Source organism: Arthrobacter woluwensis, from assembly GCF_900105345.1.
Lineage (GTDB): Bacteria > Actinomycetota > Actinomycetes > Actinomycetales > Micrococcaceae > Arthrobacter_E > Arthrobacter_E woluwensis.
This window is the reverse complement of the sequence record NZ_FNSN01000002.1, coordinates 62,317-82,744: the sequence shown is the minus strand read 5'-3', so window position 1 is coordinate 82,744 and position 20,428 is coordinate 62,317. Positions and strand designations below refer to the sequence as shown.

Annotated in this window: 22 protein-coding genes; 19 read left to right on the top strand and 3 right to left on the bottom strand. The window is 64.0% G+C overall.

Features of this window, described 5'->3' with window-relative positions; genetic code table 11:
- Positions 1–1,306: 1,306 nt before the first annotated feature.
- Entirely contained in the window at positions 1,307–2,041 is a 735-nt protein-coding gene (locus BLV63_RS00655) for an MBL fold metallo-hydrolase (RefSeq protein ID WP_066217148.1), read from the bottom strand.
- A 4-nt stretch (positions 2,042–2,045) separates the two neighbouring features.
- Positions 2,046–2,291 carry a hypothetical protein gene (locus BLV63_RS00650; protein WP_139244589.1) on the bottom strand — a complete coding sequence of 82 codons (246 nt, stop codon included), beginning with the start codon at positions 2,289–2,291 and terminating at the stop codon, positions 2,046–2,048.
- 118 nt (positions 2,292–2,409) lie between these two features.
- Here BLV63_RS00650 and BLV63_RS00645 point away from each other — a divergent pair, with 118 nt between their 5' ends.
- Both BLV63_RS00645 and BLV63_RS00640 read left to right on the top strand, forming a co-directional pair.
- The gene (locus BLV63_RS00645; protein ID WP_074783857.1) at positions 2,410–3,141 is read left to right on the top strand and encodes an SDR family NAD(P)-dependent oxidoreductase; all 732 of its coding nucleotides are present in this window, start codon (positions 2,410–2,412) and stop codon (positions 3,139–3,141) included.
- Positions 3,131–4,189, top strand: coding sequence for a hypothetical protein (locus tag BLV63_RS00640; RefSeq protein WP_139244588.1), 1,059 nt, complete (start codon positions 3,131–3,133; stop codon positions 4,187–4,189). Before BLV63_RS00645 ends, BLV63_RS00640 begins: the two co-directional genes overlap by 11 nt.
- Before the next feature lie 51 nt (positions 4,190–4,240).
- Here BLV63_RS00640 and BLV63_RS00635 read toward each other — a convergent pair whose 3' ends face one another.
- Positions 4,241–4,621: a hypothetical protein gene (locus BLV63_RS00635; RefSeq protein WP_139244587.1), complete on the bottom strand. Its 381-nt coding sequence runs from the start codon at positions 4,619–4,621 to the stop codon at positions 4,241–4,243.
- A gap of 149 nt (positions 4,622–4,770) precedes the next feature.
- On the opposite strand from BLV63_RS00635, the gene BLV63_RS00630 reads away from it, so the two are divergent.
- The 17 genes from BLV63_RS00630 (at position 4,771) to BLV63_RS00545 (ending at position 20,421) form a co-directional block, all read left to right on the top strand.
- Positions 4,771–7,029, top strand: a complete 2,259-nt coding sequence (locus tag BLV63_RS00630) for a hypothetical protein (RefSeq protein ID WP_157412739.1) — start codon at positions 4,771–4,773, stop codon at positions 7,027–7,029.
- A 266-nt stretch (positions 7,030–7,295) separates the two neighbouring features.
- Positions 7,296–7,868, top strand: coding sequence for a hypothetical protein (locus BLV63_RS00625; RefSeq protein ID WP_066217158.1), 573 nt, complete (start codon positions 7,296–7,298; stop codon positions 7,866–7,868).
- A gap of 73 nt (positions 7,869–7,941) precedes the next feature.
- Entirely contained in the window at positions 7,942–8,124 is a 183-nt protein-coding gene (locus BLV63_RS00620; protein ID WP_139244585.1) for a hypothetical protein, read from the top strand.
- On the top strand, positions 8,117–8,797 hold the full coding sequence (locus BLV63_RS00615) for a class F sortase (protein ID WP_066217161.1): 681 nt from the start codon (positions 8,117–8,119) through the stop codon (positions 8,795–8,797). Before BLV63_RS00620 ends, BLV63_RS00615 begins: the two co-directional genes overlap by 8 nt.
- Before the next feature lie 39 nt (positions 8,798–8,836).
- Complete coding sequence (locus BLV63_RS00610; RefSeq protein ID WP_066217163.1) at positions 8,837–9,631, top strand: hypothetical protein; 795 nt, start codon at positions 8,837–8,839, stop codon at positions 9,629–9,631.
- A gap of 61 nt (positions 9,632–9,692) precedes the next feature.
- Entirely contained in the window at positions 9,693–10,505 is an 813-nt protein-coding gene (locus tag BLV63_RS00605) for a hypothetical protein (protein ID WP_074783873.1), read from the top strand.
- Complete coding sequence (locus BLV63_RS00600; RefSeq protein WP_082724313.1) at positions 10,486–11,388, top strand: DUF2637 domain-containing protein; 903 nt, start codon at positions 10,486–10,488, stop codon at positions 11,386–11,388. The genes BLV63_RS00605 and BLV63_RS00600 overlap by 20 nt, the downstream gene beginning before the upstream one ends.
- The gene (locus BLV63_RS00595) at positions 11,385–12,251 is read left to right on the top strand and encodes an RNA polymerase sigma factor (protein ID WP_066217168.1); all 867 of its coding nucleotides are present in this window, start codon (positions 11,385–11,387) and stop codon (positions 12,249–12,251) included. The genes BLV63_RS00600 and BLV63_RS00595 overlap by 4 nt, the downstream gene beginning before the upstream one ends.
- Positions 12,252–12,274: 23 nt before the next feature.
- Entirely contained in the window at positions 12,275–12,601 is a 327-nt protein-coding gene (locus BLV63_RS00590; RefSeq protein WP_066217170.1) for a hypothetical protein, read from the top strand.
- 252 nt (positions 12,602–12,853) lie between these two features.
- Complete coding sequence (locus BLV63_RS00580; protein WP_066217173.1) at positions 12,854–13,243, top strand: hypothetical protein; 390 nt, start codon at positions 12,854–12,856, stop codon at positions 13,241–13,243.
- On the top strand, positions 13,240–14,364 hold the full coding sequence (locus BLV63_RS18220; protein WP_082724314.1) for a CHAP domain-containing protein: 1,125 nt from the start codon (positions 13,240–13,242) through the stop codon (positions 14,362–14,364). The genes BLV63_RS00580 and BLV63_RS18220 overlap by 4 nt, the downstream gene beginning before the upstream one ends.
- A complete protein-coding gene (locus tag BLV63_RS18215; RefSeq protein ID WP_139244598.1) occupies positions 14,354–14,956 on the top strand; it encodes a hypothetical protein in 603 nt (200 codons plus the stop codon). The genes BLV63_RS18220 and BLV63_RS18215 overlap by 11 nt, the downstream gene beginning before the upstream one ends.
- Before the next feature lie 241 nt (positions 14,957–15,197).
- Positions 15,198–15,830, top strand: a complete 633-nt coding sequence (locus BLV63_RS00565) for a hypothetical protein (RefSeq protein WP_066217179.1) — start codon at positions 15,198–15,200, stop codon at positions 15,828–15,830.
- Between the two features lie 13 nt (positions 15,831–15,843).
- The gene (locus BLV63_RS00560) at positions 15,844–16,161 is read left to right on the top strand and encodes a hypothetical protein (RefSeq protein WP_066217180.1); all 318 of its coding nucleotides are present in this window, start codon (positions 15,844–15,846) and stop codon (positions 16,159–16,161) included.
- 11 nt (positions 16,162–16,172) lie between these two features.
- Positions 16,173–17,216 (top strand): hypothetical protein, encoded by a 1,044-nt coding sequence (locus BLV63_RS00555; protein WP_066217182.1) that lies wholly within the window; start codon positions 16,173–16,175, stop codon positions 17,214–17,216.
- A 41-nt stretch (positions 17,217–17,257) separates the two neighbouring features.
- Entirely contained in the window at positions 17,258–18,877 is a 1,620-nt protein-coding gene (locus tag BLV63_RS00550) for an SCO6880 family protein (RefSeq protein WP_066217184.1), read from the top strand.
- Positions 18,877–20,421 carry a putative type IV secretion/conjugal transfer ATPase gene (locus BLV63_RS00545; protein ID WP_083369893.1) on the top strand — a complete coding sequence of 515 codons (1,545 nt, stop codon included), beginning with the start codon at positions 18,877–18,879 and terminating at the stop codon, positions 20,419–20,421. The genes BLV63_RS00550 and BLV63_RS00545 overlap by 1 nt, the downstream gene beginning before the upstream one ends.
- The last annotated feature ends 7 nt before the right edge of the window (positions 20,422–20,428 follow it).

The following is a 20,428-nucleotide window of genomic DNA, read 5'->3' as shown; positions in this document are numbered from 1 at the left end:
CCCCGCCAGAAGCCGGCGCGGTACTTGGGAGTACCTGCAATCAGGGGAGCCAGAACCCACAGCTGCTCTGGAGTTGGTAACGGTGTAGCCGCAACTGCGATATCAGTGCTTGCACTGTCGGTACCGGTAGGTACACTAGACATAGTTTCTTTCTTGGTCGAGGGAACTACAAAGGGACCCACCCGCAAGGAGGGTTTCGATACCGTTACCGCTTAGTCGCCAAACTTGAATCGGTAACGGGAGACTTCGATAGGCCCGGCATTCGTGCCGGGGCCTTCGTCATTACGAGGCCACTCGCAGCGCCCCTCTCGATGTGTGTTGCACAGCTGCGGTTTGGTGAGGGTTGGCTGCGGCCAAAGCTTCCAGGTCGATAAGATCAAGGAGCTCCAGGACACGGTCGGTTGTCCAGCGTCCAGCACGGGTGCCGGTGATCTCTGCGATCTTCTCGAGTTTTTCTTCGTACGCCGGGGGCAACTGGACAGCTACAGTGCGAAAGTCGCGTACGCGGGTGCCAGCAGCGGCCCTCGGCCGTCCGGTGCGCTTCAACTCAGCCATAGGTCCATCCTTCACCGAGTTTTGTTTAAAACCAGCCATGTCCGTCGGCGTGTCGCCCGCTACCCTAACTTCGACCTCAATTGGTCTATCGATCCCTCATGACTTGGGGACATCTCGATCAAGGGCCCGGAGAATCGGTGAGATGAACTCGTGGTACGCATCTCGGACGATCGAGTCGGCCTCGCTCGTGCTCATTGGCGCAGGGTGATTCGCGACAGTTCCGGTTACGAGTTGGGGGAGGTAGCGGGTTTCTATGTCTCGTAGGAAGGCCGCCTGACCGCACCCAACGAAATTGACGCCTCTGTCGTCGTCCGCCATGAGACTAGCGAGCGGTACGCCGGTTAGTGCCGCCAGCCGGACGATGTTCTCCCATGTGGGGTAGAGGCGCCCAGCTGTCCAGTAGCCGGCCTCGAGGCCATGTGCGCCACAGGCTTCTGAGACCCATTCCCCGGTCGCCCGGGCCTTATTGAGCGCCGCTGCGCAACGCCAGGGACGCAAGGTCCCAGCTGTCCAGGCTGTGAACAGCTCGGGATGATCGGCTGCTACTTCGTGAGGGTCAGCGGCAGCAGCTTTCGCGCGCATCGTGCGAATCTGCGCGGGGCTGGCCCAAGCCTGTGGTTCCGGGACTGCGGGTAACCCTTGGGTAGCCGGGCGGATCCGGGCGGTTACGTTTTTGATCCAGCTCATCTGTTCACCGTTTCTGGGGAAGTGGGGCGTGGCGCTGATTCCGACGCCGCGGGGGAGAGGTTCGTCATCGGTTCCAGACCACGCCCCCGTGGCCCGGAATCACGATGTCGGCGTTGAGGTCTTTGAGGCGTTTCAGGCTCTCTTTGGCTCGCCGATGGTTGTGCGCAAAGAACTTCGGCAGGGTCCTAGCGAGCCCTGTGCGGGGTAGGAGCTCATGGTCGGTGACGAGCGCGTCTCCGGAGACCAGGATCTTCCCGTTGTCGGTGACGAAGAGGTAGGCGGCTGAGCCGGAGGTGTGGCCGGGAACGTGGATTGCTTGCGGTGATCGCGGCAGCGCCAGGACCTCGGAGTCAACGAAGGTGTCTGTCGGCTCGAGGGAGATGTCGCCCAGAGCGCCGTGTTTCACAATGTTGCGGAGCCACCTGAGCACGCGTGGGCGGGCAATTCGAAGGAGTACCTCTCCGAGGGTCACCTGCTCTCGTTTTGGCCCTCGCAGGTTGGATACTTCCTCTTCGTGGCACCACACGGGCACGTCGAACTCGTTCGCGAGCCAGGAGATGCCCCCGATGTGGTCGACGTGCCCGTGTGTGACCAGAATGCCCTTGCAGTGCTCGGGAGCGCAGCCGAGCTGAGCCAGGCTGCTCTTTACAGTGTCCGCGTCACCTGGGTATCCGCCGTCGATGAGTAGCCAGTCCGGAGAGTCGGGATTTCTCACGATGACCCAGTTCGACGCGGTGCCCTCCACTACGTCGAACCCGGGGAGGACGGTGGTGACGGATGGGCTCGTATTTTCGGGCATCCGGCTACGCTCCCAGTCCGGCCAGGCTGAGCAGGGGGTGCGGGTTGATGACGAGGTAGCCGCCGGCGCCGACTGCGATGATCCCCGCGGCTAGCAAGGTGTTGAATGCCGCTTTGAGCCCGTCTTCACCGGTGGCTTCGATGTCTTGTCGGAGCTCGTCTTCAGTGTGGGGGCAGGTTGTGGCGAGATGTCGTAGGAGCCCTGCTGCGTCTTTGGTGTAGAGCTTGGTCGTTCCGTGTACTTCAGTCATGTCGTTTACTCTTGGGTCAAGAGCGGACAGCCCGACCGCCATCGCGGGTCGGACTGGAACCACCGCTTGGATTCAAGCGGCAGAACAAGCGCCGCCAGAGTAACAGATTGGGGAAACAGTGAGTAGTCAAGTCGGCCGAACGGTTCTGGTTGTGGGGGCCAGCAGAGGAATCGGCGCGGCGATTACTGAGAAGTTCCTGTCAGAAGGGTTCACCGTCGCAGCGACGACGAGGTCGGGAGAGGTGCCCGACGGAGCCCTGGCCATCACGACAGATCTCCTGAGTCCGGAGGGAACTGCGGATGGTGAATCAATCAAAAAGGTTGTAGAAACTGCAACCGAACTGTTGGGAGGCGCAATCTCCCATGCAGTCTTCAACGCGGGTATCACCCGCGATAACCTCCTGCTCCGAATGAGAGAGGAGGACATTCGGGCAGTACTTGAGACAAATCTGGTGGCGCCTATGCTCTTTGCGCAGGCGATGCTCAGGCCCATGTTGAAGCAGAAGGGCGGTTCGCTGACGTTCGTGACGAGCATGAGCGCACGCTTCGGTGTGCCTGGTCAGACGAACTACACGGCCGCGAAGGCTGGGCTTGAGGGCTTCGTCCGCTCCTTCTCGAAGGAGTGGATCGGGCGCAAGATCAGGGCCAATGCCGTCGCCCCGGGTCCGACGGATACGGCGATGTACGACGCCTTGAACGATGAACAGAAAGCAGCTCTGCTCAAAGACACCCCTATCGGGCGCCCAGCGACTCCAGCGGAGATCGCAGACGTTGTTTTCGGAGTCTCACAGTTTACGTACCTCTCCGGGGCCTCCGTTCCTGTCTCAGGAGGCGGTGGTTATGGCTACTGAATCGGGAAGCAACCGGCAGTACCACGCCACGCATGGAAAGTGGATAGTGGCTGACGGCGTTCCCGATAGCCCACTGGGCCTTCTCAGTATCGGTGACCAGTACTTTGGGGGCGAATCCCTCAGAAGCAGCTTGGACAAGGTGGGGGCCGCTCTCCTGATCAAGGCCGCCAAGAAGGTCCGTGAGAACCGAGAGCCGTTGGATACGACTTCCACATGGGAAGGAGGTACTGTCCGCGTCAAGGTGGATCCAATCCTTGCCCCGATCTCCGGAACGACGGTGGGGATCATGGGTATCATCACCGATCCTTCCGCGCCACTACCACCCCGCCCGGAAGTAGGGGTTGTTGAGTGGAAGGTCGAGACTGACACCAAGCGGCTCCTTGAACAATCGTGGGATGCCGGGATGTTCGCTTTGTATGAGAACGCCCAGCCGGTGGGGAGCATCGCTCAGTGGATGAACCAGAGTATTTCGCCGAGAGGCCGAGATGTTTTTGAAGGTGCGATTCGCGATGGGATGGACATTCGAGACACCAGGTTCCTGGTCAAGTACTACATCTTTCCAGGCGGTGGCCGGTCTCGGGAGAAGCAGCTGGAATTCTCCGGATGGACAGCTGATGATCCGGATGAGTCATCGTTCTTCTGGCTACGGGGGATCGCTCGGGAAGCTCGCAAGGGAACTCCGATCATCCGGCCCGTCACCGACACTCTCACAGGGGACCTCTATCAGAGAGCGGCCAGCCTGGCCGCGGAGGACAGCCTCTTCATCCGAATCGACAGCAAGACGTGGGACCTGTACTTCCCTATCGACAACTGGGCCACTTTCGGGTTAAAACGTCCAACGACGCCGTCTCTGGCGGACGTTATGGCACCTGAGTCTTTCCAGGAGCTCCAGGCGGGATCTAAGGTCGGCGCGGAAGGCGTCCTCGACCCAGCATTCATGTTGGGGGACAACGGAGACTGGAAACCATTCCGGTTCCGCTGGATCCGTCTGACGAACGTTGGCCCAGGAGAGCAATTCATCATGGCTCACCTGCGACCAGATGCCTGAGAGCATGAAAGAGGGGCGGACAGCAGTTGCTGTCCGCCCCTCTTTGTTGCTTTATCGACGGAAATTCTCGTCGGTGAATCCCTTGCCTAGCGCGAAATCTAGCCATGCCTGGACGGCGGATTCATATTTTTCATGGTCAAGGTAGTACCGATTGACGCCTCCCTGACTGGGGACCCGATCGACCTTCACCGTCAGCAGACCGCGTTTTTCTGCTTCGATCAGCGTCGCGTTGATCGTCCCCATCGAGACTCCAGTCGCGTCCGCGATCATCGCCTTCGTGACACCCTCGCGTCCTTCAGCAGAGTTCAGATAAGCCATGACACTGACTCTCAAGCCCGTGGACAGCAGCGCCATCGCGGTCTCAGCTTCGGCTGACCACGAGTCATGACTAGGGGGGACGATCTTTGGCACATCTGAGAACTTAGCAGACACGGCATACTCTTCCTGGACGGGTACATAGACAATCTACGCACATCTGTTTATTGATTATGCGTCTAGATATAGGTAGGGTACGCGGTGGAGCTGCCTCGCAGCCCATGAAGACTCCGACTGGAGTCCGAACGCTCGACCAAGGAGAAGCCTTGAAAGTCCAAAGCAAGCCTCGTTTGGGGGCACGGCGTGTGATGTCGGGGGTGGCCGCTGCGGCGGTCCTCTCGGGTGTCGCATTGGTGGGGGTGGCGCCGGCGGCGAATGCCGCGGTGTCCAGCTACAACAACCCGGCCCCGGGCGCGTCGCTGCCGAATGGTGATCAGAATGCAGCGACGGGCCAGATTTACAACGGCAGTGGGGGAGGGGCCTCGGTCACGAACGTCGTGCTGGGCTCCTACTGGTTGAACAACGTCCGGACGTTCTGCGGTGAGTTCGGGGTGCCGTTCGATGCCTCGGGTACCTGGAGCAGGGGCCAGGACAGTTCGCAGGGCGCGGCCCGTATGGCCTGGATCTTCGCGAACTATGCCTCGACGTCGGAGAACGATGCGGCTAAGGCGTATGCCAGCCACATCTACTACGAGGGCAACCAGGACCCGATCCTGACCTACCTCGCCCAGACCCCTGAGGGTGCTGCGACGAAGGCGCTGGCGGATCAGATGTGGGCGGCCTCGGCCGGTCACACGGGCAAGTACAACGTCAAGCCCCAGCTGGTGCTCTCGGATGCGAAGTCCGGCACCGTGGAGAACACCCAGGTCAACTCGGCCACCGGCACGGTCGCCGCGCAGGTGACCCTCACCCTCTCCGGTGGTGCGGTGTTCGACTCGACCGGGAAGAATGTCTGGACGGGCGCGGCGGGGTCTTCCCCGGCGTGGCACGCCACCCAGACCGGCCCGGTCGTGGTGACTGAGGAAACTCAGAACCTCGTGGCCGGCTGGTTGGAGACCTACTCCCAGCCGGGCAAGCAGAAGCAGCTCGCCTCCCCGGGCGTGACGAAGGTCCGGGGAGTCTCGGCCGACGTCCAGGCCACCGTGTCCTTCCAGCCGCAGGCGACCTCCACCGCCGTGGTCGAGGTCAAGGCAGGGGAGACCCTGACTGACGTCCTGCACGTCTCGGCCGCCGCCGGGAGCCCCTGGATCCCCGGAGTGACTGCGAAGTTCGACGTGACCTGGTACTACTCGCCCACGAAGGTGGAGCAGAAGAACATCGCTACCGTCCCGGCCGGTGCGACCCCGTTCGCGAAGGGTCAGGGCACTGCTACCAAGGCCGGCGACATCACCGTCACCGCGGACAAGAAGTCCGACAAGGCCGGCTGGTACTACCCGGTCGCGTCCTTCACGAAGAAGAACCAGCCTGCCGATCAGCAGGAGTTCTTCATCGGGGACTGGAAGGCACCCTTCAACGCCGACGGCGAAGAGACCCTGCAGAAGTTCACCCCGCAGGTCGTCACCAAGGCCGCGGACATCAAGAACGGCGTCGTCACCGACTCCGTGAGCGTGTCCGGCAACTACCAGGGCCAGACCCTGACCGTGGTCTCAAACCTGTACCTGACGGCCCAGTGCAAGGCTGACGCTGCCGGTACCGACAAGGCCCCGGCGGACGCGCAGCTCGTCGGCACCGTCAAGACCGACGTCAAGGGCAACGGCACCTGGACCACCCCGGGACTTTCGGTCCCGTGGGATCTGGTGATCAAGGTCTGGGAAGAGAACAAGGGCGAGGGCTGCCTCTACTGGCAGGAGACCGTGGCCCCCACAGCCACCACCACCGGCTGGACGGGCAAGCACCAGCTGCCCAACGAGACCGTGAAGCTGACCAAGCCCACGATCGTCACCAAGGCCTCCGAGAACGGCACCGTGCCGGTCACCGCCCACGACACCGGCGTCCTCTCCGGCACCGTGCCTTCGGGTGAGGGCGTGGTCGTGGAGACCAAGGTCGATCAGTTCAAGTTCGACAACTCCACGGACGGTTCCGCTCAGGCCGTGTGCCTGAACCCGTCCTACACCTCCCAATGGCAGAAGGTCACCGGTCCCGGGAACATCACGTACCCGAGCCACGAGATCAAGCACGAGGGCACCTACGGCTATGTCGAGACCTTGAAGGTCACCGTGACCGACAAGGACGGCAAGGCCACCGAGAGCATCCTCCACACCGGTAAGTGCGGTGAGAAGGACGAGATCGTGATCGGTTTCGCCCCGAACAAGCCCGTCACCCCGGAGAAGCCGGTCCTGCCGAACGCGCCCAAGCCCGTGGTCCCGGCCAGCGTCGTGACGCAGCCCGAGGTCCCCACCGGCCACGCCCAGGCCGAACCGACCAGCAACCTCGCAGGCCCGGCCGCCGGTATCGGCGCGGGCGTGCTGGCTGCCCTCACCGGCGTGCTGATCATGGCACGCCGCCGCAAGACGGCCGATAAGTAGTCCTCCCTGCTGATCGGCTCATGAAGGAGCGCGGGGAGGCCCCCTCGACCAACACTCTCCCCGCGTTCCTTCACCCCCTTCAACGACTCCCCACCCCCCAACACCGGGTGCGGACGCCAGGCAGATCACGCACCACACTCCAGGCGCTCCGCACCCGAACCTACTGAACACCCTCCATGCGACACCAATCCCCAGTTGACAGACATAGAAGCGTCCTTAAACCACCGATCACAACAGATGACCACCACAGAAAAAGGAGGGACCTCATGACTGAAGCAACAAGTATTGAGCTTGCCCGGCTGAGGCAGACGGGGTACCTGTACCAGTCCACGGATTATGTTGAGGCGTTCAGCGTACCGGCTCTGAGACTGGCCGAGCGGCTGTGGGAGGACGTGACAGGTTTCCACAACGGCCCGTACTTTCTGCCCGAGTCCAGCCCCTTGCCGGGCTGGTTCCTGGCCGCGGTTCGAGGGTTCCCGATCCGGGGTGTGGAGGCTGGGTGGCCGCAGTTCGCCCGGTACTGGGACCCGATCAACTGGCCGGCCCTAGTCTCGGAGCACCCGGAGGGATTGGTCTGGGGGAAGCCCGAGCACGCTGCGATGTACACGCAACTGTGGGACTGGGGCACCCGTGAAGGTCTGGCTCCTTGGCTGGATGTGTTCCTGTTCGTCTCTGCCGATGCCCGAATCGAAGTCGCTGTGTCCTCTTTCGGTCTCACCACCAACCAGCAGCTCACAGACGCTCGGATCGCCCGGGAGGTCGAGGCGATCTTCACCGCACACGGCTTTGCGGATGCCTGGCGCTTCGATGATTCACAACCCCAGTGGGAACTCGACTAACAAGCTCCGCACACCAGGAGGAAAGCAATTGACTGTCACACCCAGCGTTCACCAGGCTGTCTGCATTGTTTCAATGACCTTCAGCGTCATCGCCGGCATCGTTAGTCTCGCAGGCCTCTTCTTGGGCTTCACCGACGCCATCTATCTGCTCAGCATGGTCCTGGCCGGCGCCGTCCTGCAGCTCGTCGGGTCAGCCCTCGCCCTCATTGCAGGGCGACTGAATGTGGTCCCCGAGCTGGGGGCTGAGCATGAGTAACGGGCACGCTCCCCGGCACCTGAACCGCTCGACAACGACGTCGCGGCGTAGCGTTCTCGGTCTCCTGCTGCTTGGGGGCGGCCTCGTCGGCACCGTCGTCGGCGCGTACTCGTACCTGACGGCCACGGCCCCTGCAGAGGCGGCCCGCCCCGAACCGGCGGCACCGTTCACGGTTGCGGCCGGCGCGGCGTTGACGCCGATCAAGGCCCCGGCGAACAAGCCCGGGAAGAACACAGTGAGCATCCCGTCGCTGGGCTTGGAGCTGCCGTTCATGCCGACCGGCACCACCGGCCCGGGCGCGGGGCGCATGGTGATCCCGGAAGCCCCGGAGATCGCCTGGCTGAAGAGCACCTCCCCGTTGACCGCCATGCAGGGGACCACGTTCTTGGCCGGGCACGTCGACCACGCCGACGGGTCCCTGGCCCCGATATCGGAGATCTCCGGCGTCGCTCCCGGCGCGGCCGTGTTCACGGTCGACGCCGACGGAGCTTTGCGCTCGTGGCGGGTGACAAGCCTCGCCACCTACACCAAGACCAAGCTCCCCACTGGGCTGTTCATCACCACCGGCCCCCGCACCCTGGCCCTGGCCACCTGCGGGGGACCGGTCATCACCCTGCCGGACGGGTCCCTGAACTACCGGGACAACACCGTCATCACCGCCGTCCCGGCCTAACAGATTCACTCACTCAACACCTTTGGAGGAAGGTTCACCATGGAGCACCAGGCAGAAACCCCAGAAACGGAACCGCAGCCCAGCCGCCGCGCCAAGAGGATCGTGACATTCGGTATCCCCGCCGTGGTGATCGCAGGGGCGATCGCCGGGATCCTCGTGGCCACCAACCAGCCCACGGCCGAACCGGCCGCGGTGGCGACATCGCAGGCCCCGGTGGCCACGCCGTCGACCACGACGGCGTCACCGTCCCCGAAGCCCACCGCGACGAAGAAGCCGGTCGCGGCCAAAGCGAAGGCCAAGCCCGCCCCGAAGAGCACGGCATCCGCGGCCCAGGCCCCGGCCGCCGGGTCGGCGACGTCGCAGTCGCAGCCTGACACCGGAACCGCTGAGGGGCAGATCCCGCAGGCCGGCGCACCGGCCCAGGGCAGTAGCGGAGGCTCCGGTACCAGTGGTTCCAACGGTGGCGGCTGGGTTCCGGCACCGGCGCCCGCGGCGCCCGCTCCCAAGCCCGCGGCGCCTAAGCCTGCCCCGGCGCCGGCGCCCGTTCCGGCGCCGCAGCCGCCGGTTCAGGAGAACCATTACCCGCCGCAGACGCTCTCTTCGATCAATGCGGCCCGGATGGGGCTGGGAGCTCCTGGATTCGTGCCCTTCACGGGCGGGTGCGTCCAGGTCGCCTCGGCCTGGGGCAGCACCCTGGACGGCGCAGAAGGGTACGTGATCCACCCCGGGGTGGTCGGGTACCAGCGGGCCGGGATGAAGATCGCCGGCACCTTCGCCCTCGACGGCCAGGTCAATGGACGCTCCGGCACCCTGACCGTCTACTCCTGCCCCTAAGCCCGCAGGTGTTGCAAATCCCGGTCATTGATCACCAAGCAAGGAGGAGGAGGAAAACACGGTGGAAGCTCATGTGGTGGCAGTCGCGCAGACTCCCTTCCGGGAGCAGCAGGTGGATGCTGTCCAGGCCCGGGAGCTGACGAACCGGATTCGCTTGGGGCTGGAAGGCCTGTGGGAGCTCGTGAAAGACGCCTACCGGTCTCAGGCCTGGTCGGTGTTGGGGTACGGGTCCTGGGACGAGTACTGCACCCGCGAGTTCGGGAGTCTGCCAATGCAGCCGCCGAGGGAAGAGCGTCAACAGGTCATCGATTCGCTGCGGAGTGCCGGACTGAGCGTCAGGGCGATTGGTGCCGTGACGGGTCTAGGTGTCGGCACGGTCCATGCGGCGATCGCCTCCTCGAGTGTTCCTGAAGTTGCCGGGGCCGAAGTCCTGGGGGTTGATGGCAAGAATTACCCGGCGGCGGCTACCGCGCACAATACGGCTGCGGTTCAGGACGTCGAGATGGGAGATGTTCTTCCGGCGCAGATGGGCATCGGCCTGCTGGATGTTTCCGCCCCCGCAGTTCCGCCGGGCAAAGACCGGTTGGCGGCGGTCAGGAAGCTCACGGCTTCTTCGAAGGCTCCCTTGCCGCTGGTGATCAGTCTGGCCCATGAGGTCATGAACGGCCCCCAGCTGCTCCCCGGTACTGACGAAGAAGCTGAGGACGTCCTGCAGCTCGGTATCGCATCCTCTCGAGGGATTCTCGCTCTCGGACACCTCCTGCGCGCCTTGAGCCCGGAGCCCGAGAACGACAGTGTCTTGGAGATGGCCAACAACGTGCAGGACGCGATCACGATCCTGGGGGAGGTGCTCGATGAAATCCATGCCCGGTGACAGGATCAATCCTGACTCTCCCCGGACGCTGTGGTTCACCGTGGCGTTGGTGGCATTCCTTGCTGTGGCGAGCTTCATGGTGTCTTTTGCTGGCCTGCATGAAGTAGCGACCTGGGCGGGTCTTCCGTCCTGGCTTCGGTGGGCCGTTCCGGTGTTTGTGGACGTGGCGATCTTGGCCTACACCCTCTCGGTGCTCATTCACCGACACCGGGGAGAGGCGACGTGGCCGTCCTGGGTCGCGTTGTCGGGATTCACCGTCCTCTCGGTCATCGCCAACGCAGCTCATGCCCTCTCCGTGACTCACGAGAACCTTCTCCAGGCCATCGTGGGCGCCGGCGTGGCCGCCATGGCCCCCGTCGCCGTGTTCGCGGCAACCGAAGAACTCGGCCGCCTGATCATCCGACACGCCCATCCCGCCGCGGACGAGCATGAGACTGTCCTGCAGGAAGTACAGCCTGTCGCCACCCCAGCACGCCAGATCGAAGCCTCTCTCGTGACCGAACCACACCCCGAGGAGGGACCCTCTTCGGAGAGCCCTGCCTCCGCGGAGGATCCCAGGGTGGGGGAGGACCCCATCTTTCAGGAACTGAAGGAGACATCCACCGTCCCCGCAGAGGAGGTTCAGCCGCCTCAGCAGGAGACCGCCGAACCGACACGGGCCAGTCTGGAAGTGGTGGGCGGTTCCCGGAAGAAGCCCCTGGATCTGGCGACGTGGGTCTTGATGGAAGAAGAAGCCGGGCGCATTCCTACCGGTGCCGGCGCCGCCAAGTTCTTGGGTGTTTCTGCCCGGACCGGGCGTCGGCGGCTGGATGAGCTGAAGAAGTCCCGACCGGAGCTCTTCGCCGAGGACCCCGCCGCAACTTCAGGTGTGAGCGGGCGATGAGCACACTGCAGCAGCAAGCCGCGGAACTCGTGCTGGACGATTCAACGAGGCGGATCGTGCGCTACGAGCTAGGGAAGTACGGCCTGGTCGACGAGCTCGATGATGTCGTCGCTGAAACCGGCCTGTCAGTGCTGAAGTCCTTGGGATCATACGACCCGATGAAGGGCAGTCTCCGTGCCTGGGTGACCCGCATTGCTCAGCGGCGGGCGAAAGACCAGTGCGACAAAGCAGTCTCCCGTGGCCGTCTGGATGCCAAGCTCCGCGCCGCTGCCGTCGGGGCTGACACGGATCTGTCGGTCAGCGAGCAGGATTTCGCCGGCGACGTCGCCTCTCGCGTTGACGGGGCAGCCCACGCCCGGGAGGTCATCGCCCTAGTCGCGAAGTTCGTTGCGAACCCGGAGTCCTGGACCCGGACGGTAGCGCTGCTCTCGCACCAGAACATCCGGACAGCCGCGATAGCACTGGGCATCAGTGAAGGGGCATTGAGGGACTCCAGGCGCGAAGTCTCACGCTGTGGCGCCGTCGTCGTCCAGGCGTTGGCCACTCGTCGACGCCGGCACAGGGAAGGCTGCACGAGCGCCCCGACGATGCAAGACCTGTACGGCTGTTTGCCCCACGACGGGGCAGACGGTTCCTGGTCGGCAACGATCACCAAAGCCGCCGTCCGCGAGGGCGGCTTCGCACAAGTCACCCCAACCACATTGAGTGCGGTCACCGGGTACTCCATCAACACTGCACGCCAGTACCTGGCCGAAGCGGCCCACCTGCTCAAAGTCGCCAACACGATCCTCAGCCTCCCCGAAGAACAGCTCTGGGCAGGCACTGACATACACCCCGAACCGACCGGCCAGAACGCCCGCTGAGAAGTCAGAGAACAGGAGACATCATGGCTCACTCACCCGCGGCCCCTCTGTGGATCACCGATCTGCACGGGATCCCGCAGCCAATCCCTGAGGAACGAATCTCCCAAGCCCTGACCAGCCTTGAAAGCATCGACCCTGAAACGCTCCGACGAGAGACCCAGCGCGGCCTGGGCCGCGCCGCGACGATGATTGCTCTTTTCCTGCTCTTCCTGCTGGGAGCGAGGCTGACGAACGATGCAGCGGCTGTGGTGCCGGTCGGGCTCGCGGTGATGGCGGCCGCTATCGCGGCCGGCGGCTATTTCATCTGGAAATGGCTCCTCCACGAGGAAGGGACACCCCTCCATGCATGAAGAACCGAAAGACCCCATCGGCCGGGCCAACTCCACGGCCGCTAACGATCTACACCCTGCAGGGGCGGGATGGGTGTTGGCCGCGGCCTGGGCTTTTGGGGTCCTGGTCGTTCTCCTCGTGGGCTCCCGGTACCCGGAGGTCCTCGAACGTTTGTGGGACGACGGAGTTCGGGTGGTTTGTTGGATCGGTGAGGCTGTGCTGAAGTTCTTCGTCGATTACCTGTCCGCCTTGCGCGGGAAAGCTGGTCTCTGATGTCGGACTCGATTCCAGAGGAAGTACCGGAGGATCCGGTGCTGGAGCTCATGCACGAGGGGATGACTCTCCGACAGGCTCAGAAGTACGTGCGACGAGCACGTAAGGAGGATCTGAAGCAACGCCGCCGCGAGGCGCTGCTGCGCCTGTACGAGGAGTCGATGCCGAGGGACGCCGAGAGCACGGGGGAGGACGATTCGTCGCTGGTGCGGTGGATGAAGGCCCACCGTGGGATCTCAGCGGCTCTGACCCTGCTGCTGGTGGTGGTCATGCTGGTGGTGTGGACCGCTGTGCTGCACGGTTCTGTCGCGTATTCGTTCGCGGTGTTCCTGGTGGTCGTCGGTCTCGGCGCGGCCGCAGCGTGGTGGGGGAGGCGTCAGCGCCGATGAAGATGGGAAAGCTCTTCACCGTCGCCGCGGCAGGTGCCGTGGCTCTCGTGCTGTTCATGAGTGCGGTGTTCATGGGCGTGCTCGGCGCCGCACCTCCCCAGGCCGCCTTTGATGATTGCTCGGTCCCTGTTGCCGGGGCCGCACCAGTCAGCGGCACCATCCCGAAGCAATACGCCGATGACCTGCGGAAGGCGTCCAAGGTCTCCGGGATCCCGGTGCCCTGGTTGGCGGCACAGATCCAGCAGGAGTCCGGGTGGAATCCCACGATCGTCTCCCCTGCCGGGGCCGTCGGCATCGCGCAGTTCATGCCAGGCACCTGGGCCACCTGGGGGAAGGGCTCGCCCACGGACCCGCACGCCGCGATCGCGGCACAGGGCCGGTTCATGGGCAATTTGCTCTCCCAGGCCAAGAAGAGCGGCTTCACCGGGGAGCCTTTGGATCTGGCCTTTGCCGGGTACAACGCTGGATGGGGCAACGTGTCGCTGTTCCGTGGCGTTCCACCGTTCGGGGAGACGATGCAGTACGTCTCACGGATCCGGGAGCTGGCCAAGGAGTATGGGGCCAAGGATGCGACCACTGACGCGCCCCAGAAGTGCGAGATGGTGGCAGCCGGTGAGGTTACCGGCAAGGACGACTACCCGTGGGCCAACACCCCGTTCTGCCCCATCAATGGCGAATGCCCGCCCGGCGCGGAGTCCGTTCAAGGGTTCTACAACCGGGAGTGCGTGGACTTCGCCATGTGGCGGGTCAACCAGCAACTCGGCTCCAAGGGACCGAAGGATCTGAAGTACCTCAACAGCACTTTCCGCGGAGACGGGCAACGTCTCGGCAGCGCCCTGACCTGGCTGGATGGATGGATCGCCAAGGGCTGGCCGACAGGCGATAAGCCTGTTGTCGGCGCTGTCGTGTTCTACGCTGCAGGGTCCCCGGCCATCGGTGGCGGAGGGTACGGGCATGTGGCCATCGTCAAAGAGATCCGCAAAGACGGGACCTTCATCGAAGAGGGATACAACACCCTTCCCGATGACCACCATTACTACACTCAGGTCAGAAAGGTCACTGACCCCACCAAGTACCTTTACATCCCCGGCTCACAGAAGGACTACGATCGTGCCGCGTAAATCCCGCCACCTGGCCCTGCTCGTGCCCGTCCTGACGGGGGCCCTGTTCCTGGGGGCCTGTGGCTCCACGACAGGGCCGGCACAAGCCGACGAAACCCCCACCACCGGCGCACCTGCGGCGTCGACGTCGACGCCGACCAAAAACGCCCCGTCCGCGACGGCCTCTCCAACGACGAAGGCCCCGTACCCTGCCGGTCAGGTCCATACCGCACCGCCGCAACCGAACATGGGCTCTGAGAAGGTCCAAGTCCTGACGTGGGATGCCAAGGCCAAAAAACAGGCCGCAGATAACGCCACGTGGGCGGTCTTCGCGCTGGTGCAGGGCAAAAGCAGCGCAGAGCGAATCGCCAACGCCAAGGAATACCTCACGAGCGAGGCCTACGCGGTGTGGAGCCGCGCCGAACTGATGAAGTTGCCCTCCCACAAGGTGACGGACTGGGGGAAACTGGCCACCGGATGGGAGCAGAACCCTTACTGGGTGTGGGTGAACGTCCCCACCGATGCCGGCACCTGGAAAGTGCGCTTGCATCGCACCGCTGCCAACCCAACCTGGCTCGCCTCTGAGCTCCAGCCACCGCTGAACGGCCACTAGTTCCAGAACCACGTCCATATCGCGCACCAGGTACGCGATACGTCCCCACCACACAGGGGCCCACCACATAGGTGGGCCCCTGTTCTCGTTCCCGGGCCGACACGGTGACCGTCCCAGACAGGTGTTCAGTTTCGAACACCTGCCCGGGGGCCACGCTCTGCCGTATGTCACAGACACCCCTGTCGGGGGCGGGGAACTCTTGCCAGCTCGGCCATCAGAGGCCGGGGAGTAGGAGTTGCTGATGTTCGTTGTGAACCCCCTGATCGCCACACCCACCATTGGGGCTGTGGCGATCCCGGCGAAGGTGTTCGGGGATGATCTGCTGGCCCCTTTGCGGCAGTTCTCCGGGCAGATCCTGGCCGGCTGTGTGGTCCTGGTTGTTGGCGGGATCGCCCTGGCCATCGTGCTGTGGAGTATCTCTCGCACCACGGAATTGTCGAAGGCGCAGCGCAACGGGATGACGGTGGCGGTCAGCGCCATCATCGCCGGAGCCGTGCTGGGCAGCTTGAACGCTCTGGTGGGCTACGGTTCCACGCTCGGTCAGGACTCCTTGATGCCGCCGGCCGCCCGCCAGCCCTCTGTCGACATCACCAAAGCGCCGGCGAAATCCACGTGCACCAACACCGTCGATCTGAAATACGGCACCCCCGCCGATGACGCCACCCTGCGCACCATCCTCGGGTCCAAGGCAGAGCAGTACATCACCGACGGATGGATGAAGGTCCAGTGGACCCCGACCGGTCCTGACTGCACCTCCGGCAACCACACTCCCGATCCGTGCTCCAGCATCCAGCTCACGACCCTGAAAACGGCCGGGGCTGTCACCCGGCCCGAGAACATCACCATCGACCCCGCCACCTCCTGCAAGAAGTAAAGGAACCCCTGACATGACATTCCCTTCGCTCACCTCCGCCCTGGCGAAACTGCCCATCGAGAAGATCGATCCCGGCGTGACCGCCAACGACAAGGCCCCGTGGATGCCGACCTTGCGTGATGTGATCGGCATGGGCCTGGTCACCGGCATCGTCATCGTCGTCGGCTGCGTCATCGTCGGCGCCGTGCTGGCCCTGACGGGGAAGCTCGGCCAGATGCAGCAGGCCAGCTCAGTCGGGTACAAGGTCCTGATCATCGCCCTGTTCACCGGTGCCGTGCTCGGTTCGGCCAGTGCGTTGATCGCCTGGTCGACCGGGCTGAAACTGGCCTGAGGGCGCCGGCCATGCCTGTCATCGTCAAGGCCGACTGGGCCGGGGACCTGCAGAACTTCCTCGGCGGCGGTATCAAGGCCTTCGCCAGCGGAGCCTGGGAGAACATCCAGGCCTCGTTCTCCAGCACCGATATGAGTCCCTCCTGGTGGGTCTCGGTCGTGGGCGGAACCATCAACACCCATGTCGGGGGCAATGTCACCACCACGCACTACCCGGGAATGCTCCCGGCACTGGTGGAGATCATGGCGCCCGTGGCGGTGGCACTGGCCGCCGTACAGGTCATGCTCTCGGCCTACCGGCAGTCCACCAAGGGGATGATCCGTGCCGGTGTCATGGCCATTTTCGCCGTTCCCGGGACCTACGTCGCCGCAGGCTTCTTCTACGTCCTGATCACCTTGTGCGACAACCTCGCCATGGGAGTCCTCCACCTGGGGTCAGCCAAGGGCGAATCCGACGCCTATAACGCTCTGATGGGCCTGTTCGGGATCTCCTGGGATCCGAACACCCACCAGGCAGTGCTCGATGAGAACTACCAGCAATGGGCCATGGCCAAAGACACCGGAAACCCGGGAGCAGTCATCCTGCCCGTCGGGCTCGCAGTCCTGGTGTGGGTGTTGACCTTCGCCCTGGCCGCGTTCCTGGTCTTCCGTCTCCTGGCATTGATGATCCTGGCCTCTATGCTGCCGATCGCCGTCATGACCCAGCCCTTGGATGGGGCTAAGGCCATCGGGGCAGGGTTCGGGAAAGTCTCAGGGGCGCTGATGCTCTCAAAGATCCTTGCCGCATTGGTGTTGAAAATGGCCTTCCTGATCAGCACCGCCGCCACCAGCATGTGGCAGTTCGCGGCCGGATGCGTCGCCATTCTCATTGCCGCCCTCATGCCGGTGTTGAGTGTGAAATTCGCCAGCTTCTTCCTCGGCGGCCACGGCGACGGACTGATCGGAGGGGCCGAAAACCTGGGCCGCAGCGCCGGTCGGCAAGCCAGCCGTTTCGGCTCCTCAGGGTTCAGGTCGACCACGCGAACACTCGGCAGAGTCGGCCGCGGCCTGCGCTGACCACCACACACCTACCTTCCCTCTCGTAAAGGAACATCCTCGTGGACCTGTTGCACGATGAAGAGCTCGACATCACCAAGGACGCCCGGTTCAGCCGGGAAGAGCGCCGTGGCATTGTCCTGGGCCTTGAAAAACACCAGCTGATCGCCCTTGCCGCGCTCATCCCGCTGATCATGATCCTCTTTCAGGCTCTCGGCTTCCCCGGCTCGATCGTCCCGATCGCCATCGTCGTAGTGATCTGTGGACCGGTCATCTGCGTCCGCATCCAGTCCAAATCGCTGCTGCAATGGTCCTGGATGCTGATCCGTTCCGTCTTCAAGCGCAGCGCACGGCACCACGAGCACCGGGCGGCCGCGGTGGAGATGATCCACGACCTTCCCGGGGAAGAGGACGAGATTCCGGCCTACCGGTGCCGACAGGAAGGAAACGGGAAACTGCACCTGGGCAAGCCCACCCGGATGAACCTTCCCGGGGAGCTTGTGGAGCTGCTGCCCTACGAGCTGCCCGGGGGTGAGGCGTTCATCTACGACCCGGTGAACAAGCTCGGGATCATCGCCGCGAAGGTGAGCACGGAGAACGCCTTCGATATGGAAGCCGAAGAAGGCAAGATGATCCGGACCACCGAATTCGCGTCCTTGCTGACCACTCTGTCCAGGATCACGGGGATCCACACCGTCCAATCCACAGACCAGACCTCAGTGGTGTCGGCCGCGACCATCCGGGACTACTACCGCAGCCGGGTCGCTGCCGCCCCCGCCGGGCGGGTGCGGCGTTCAGGAGGCAAGATTACCTCCGTGGAGCGCCTGGCAGGTGCCGCGTTGAACCCCTTCGCGCACAAGGCCTACGAAGACCTCATCCACTCCGGAAAAGGCATCGAAGCCCATGAAGAGTGGATCGTGTTCGTGTGGGAACGAAACGCCCTGGACCGGCCCATCCGGGCCAAAGGCGGAGGCCTGCAGGGGTTCATGCGCGTCGTGATGGACCACCTCGACTCGTTGAAAGTCGCCTCGGAAACCTCAGGGTTCGCGCTGGAGGAGTGGATGAATCTGCGCCAGCTCAGCGCAATCATCCGCACCGCAGTGGACCCGGCCGCCGCAGTGGCCATCTCCGAGCGCGTCGGAGATCATGCCGGTGTCGCCCCGGAAGCAGCCGCCCCCATGGCCATGCGCCCCGGCTGGGACCACGTGCGCACCGACACCGGATTCCACCGCACCTGGTGGATCTCCGAATGGCCCAAACGACGCGCCAAGATGGGTTTCCTGGGAAAGGTCATCTTCGCCGGCGACTTCCGCCACACCGTCACCCTGGTGGCCAGCCCCGAGTCTCAGCGCAAAGCATCCAAGCGGATCGGTGAAGGACTGAACGATCTGGAATCCAGCCACGAGCTGCAGACAAAGCTGGGCCGACGCATCACCCTCAGCCAATCCCGGGAGAGCGAAGACCTTGAATTCCGGGAAATGCAGCTCGACGAAGGTTACGCACCTCTGGCAGTGGGCGGGTACATCACCGTTTCCGGGGAAAGCCTGGACGAGGTGGAGGGATTCGCTCACAAGATGAACGCCGCCGCGACCAGCGCCCGGCTGGACCTGCGCACCTTGTACAACCAGCAGGCTGAAGCCCTGGTGGCCTCGGCCTTCCCTCTCGGACGAGGACTGCTCTGATGAAACTCCTGACTACTTTCATGCGTACCCGGCTCGGGCAGCGCCTGAACGACCTGGCCACCGGGGAAGGGGGCCGGCGCCAGGATCTGCAACTGCTGGACCTGGGGAACAACCGCCGGGCCCGCCGGGAGATCTTGCGGCAACACCGCGATGATGGCGGCAGGGTGACCTACGACCCTGAGTCCGGGTACCCGGCACCACGGTGGCGGGGCGCTCAGCGGCCCTACGCCATGGCCTCGAACTTCAAACTCGCACAGCGGCCCTTTTACGAGACCAGCTTCTCCGTCGCCACCGCCCTGGTGTTCCTGGCCGGCGGCGCCCTCGGCTCCCGCGGCGGGTACATCGGCCGAGACACGGGCGGCGGCGGAGCCTTCACCTTCGACCCATGGGAGCTCTACGCCCGCAAGGTCATCACCGGAATGTCGATGATCATCATGGGAACCGTCGGCACGGGAAAGTCCACATGCGCGAAGTCCGTGGTGACCCGTCTGGTGCAGCACGGCCGCAAAGCACTCGTCCTGGCCGACCGGAAGGGCGAATGGGATTCGGTAGCCGCTTACTTGGGCGGGGCCACCATTCACGTCGGCCCCGGCTTGAAGGCCCGCATCAACCCGCTGGACGCTGGTCTTCGCCCGTCCACTGACCCAGACGGCCAACCCATGACTGATGCCCTCTGGTCTGCCATGGTCCGTGCCCGCCGGCTGAACCTGCTGCAGGCCATGGGGTTCATCCTTCTCGGCCGGAAGATCAAGGACGCCGAACACACCGCCCTGTCCAAGGCCTTGGACGATGTGGTGGCCGCCGCCGGCGAGGGCAGCACCCCGATCATCCCGGACGTCACCGTCCGGTTGCGGGCCATGGCCGCCGACAAGGGCCTGTCGGTAATGACCCGTGAGGGTGCCGAGCTGCTGGCGCACAACTTCGCCCGCATGAGTGAAGGCGACCTGTCCGGCATGTTCGACGGGCCCTCCACCGTCAGTTTCGATGCCGACCTGCCCATCCTGACGATCAACACCCGCGCCCTGACCGGGGTCAGCCCCGAGGCCCGGAAGATCGCCTACGCGGCCACCGGGTCCTGGGCCGAGTCCATGATCCACAACGCCGATTCCGGCCAGCGGGTCTGCGTCTACGAAGAGGGCTGGGACTCGATCTCGGATGAGGCCTCCCTGACGCGCATGCTCGAGGCCTGGAAACTGGCCCGCGACTACAACATCTTCAACATCCTGATCTTCCACAAGCTCGGAGATCTCGACATCGCCGGCGACGCCGGATCTGCCATGGCCGCCATGGCCCGCTCCCTGCTGGGCGACACAGAAATCAAGGTGATCTACCGGCAGGAAAACGCCAACCTGGCCACCACGGCCAAAGAACTGGGCCTGACCACGGCAGAGGTGGCTTTGGTGAAGAAAAACCGCAAAGGCGTCGGACTGTGGAAAGTCGGCACCCGGTCGCTGCTGGTCCGCAACGACCGCACCGCCACGGACGTCCCCGTCTTTGACACCGATGCGAAGATGCTCGCCGGCATGGAAGTAGAGGCTGCCTGATGCGTGT

Coding starts and splice junctions, on each gene's coding strand:
- BLV63_RS00600 (WP_082724313.1), top strand. CDS start 10,486: ATGAAATCCATGCCCGGTGACAGGATCAATCCTGACTCTCCCCGGACG.
- BLV63_RS00560 (WP_066217180.1), top strand. CDS start 15,844: ATGACATTCCCTTCGCTCACCTCCGCCCTGGCGAAACTGCCCATCGAG.
- BLV63_RS00595 (WP_066217168.1), top strand. CDS start 11,385: ATGAGCACACTGCAGCAGCAAGCCGCGGAACTCGTGCTGGACGATTCA.
- BLV63_RS00555 (WP_066217182.1), top strand. CDS start 16,173: ATGCCTGTCATCGTCAAGGCCGACTGGGCCGGGGACCTGCAGAACTTC.
- BLV63_RS00640 (WP_139244588.1), top strand. CDS start 3,131: ATGGCTACTGAATCGGGAAGCAACCGGCAGTACCACGCCACGCATGGA.
- BLV63_RS00615 (WP_066217161.1), top strand. CDS start 8,117: ATGAGTAACGGGCACGCTCCCCGGCACCTGAACCGCTCGACAACGACG.
- BLV63_RS00610 (WP_066217163.1), top strand. CDS start 8,837: ATGGAGCACCAGGCAGAAACCCCAGAAACGGAACCGCAGCCCAGCCGC.
- BLV63_RS00650 (WP_139244589.1), bottom strand. CDS start 2,291: ATGACTGAAGTACACGGAACGACCAAGCTCTACACCAAAGACGCAGCA.
- BLV63_RS00565 (WP_066217179.1), top strand. CDS start 15,198: ATGTTCGTTGTGAACCCCCTGATCGCCACACCCACCATTGGGGCTGTG.
- BLV63_RS00590 (WP_066217170.1), top strand. CDS start 12,275: ATGGCTCACTCACCCGCGGCCCCTCTGTGGATCACCGATCTGCACGGG.
- BLV63_RS00655 (WP_066217148.1), bottom strand. CDS start 2,041: ATGCCCGAAAATACGAGCCCATCCGTCACCACCGTCCTCCCCGGGTTC.
- BLV63_RS18220 (WP_082724314.1), top strand. CDS start 13,240: ATGAAGATGGGAAAGCTCTTCACCGTCGCCGCGGCAGGTGCCGTGGCT.
- BLV63_RS00580 (WP_066217173.1), top strand. CDS start 12,854: ATGTCGGACTCGATTCCAGAGGAAGTACCGGAGGATCCGGTGCTGGAG.
- BLV63_RS00625 (WP_066217158.1), top strand. CDS start 7,296: ATGACTGAAGCAACAAGTATTGAGCTTGCCCGGCTGAGGCAGACGGGG.
- BLV63_RS00545 (WP_083369893.1), top strand. CDS start 18,877: ATGAAACTCCTGACTACTTTCATGCGTACCCGGCTCGGGCAGCGCCTG.
- BLV63_RS00620 (WP_139244585.1), top strand. CDS start 7,942: ATGACCTTCAGCGTCATCGCCGGCATCGTTAGTCTCGCAGGCCTCTTC.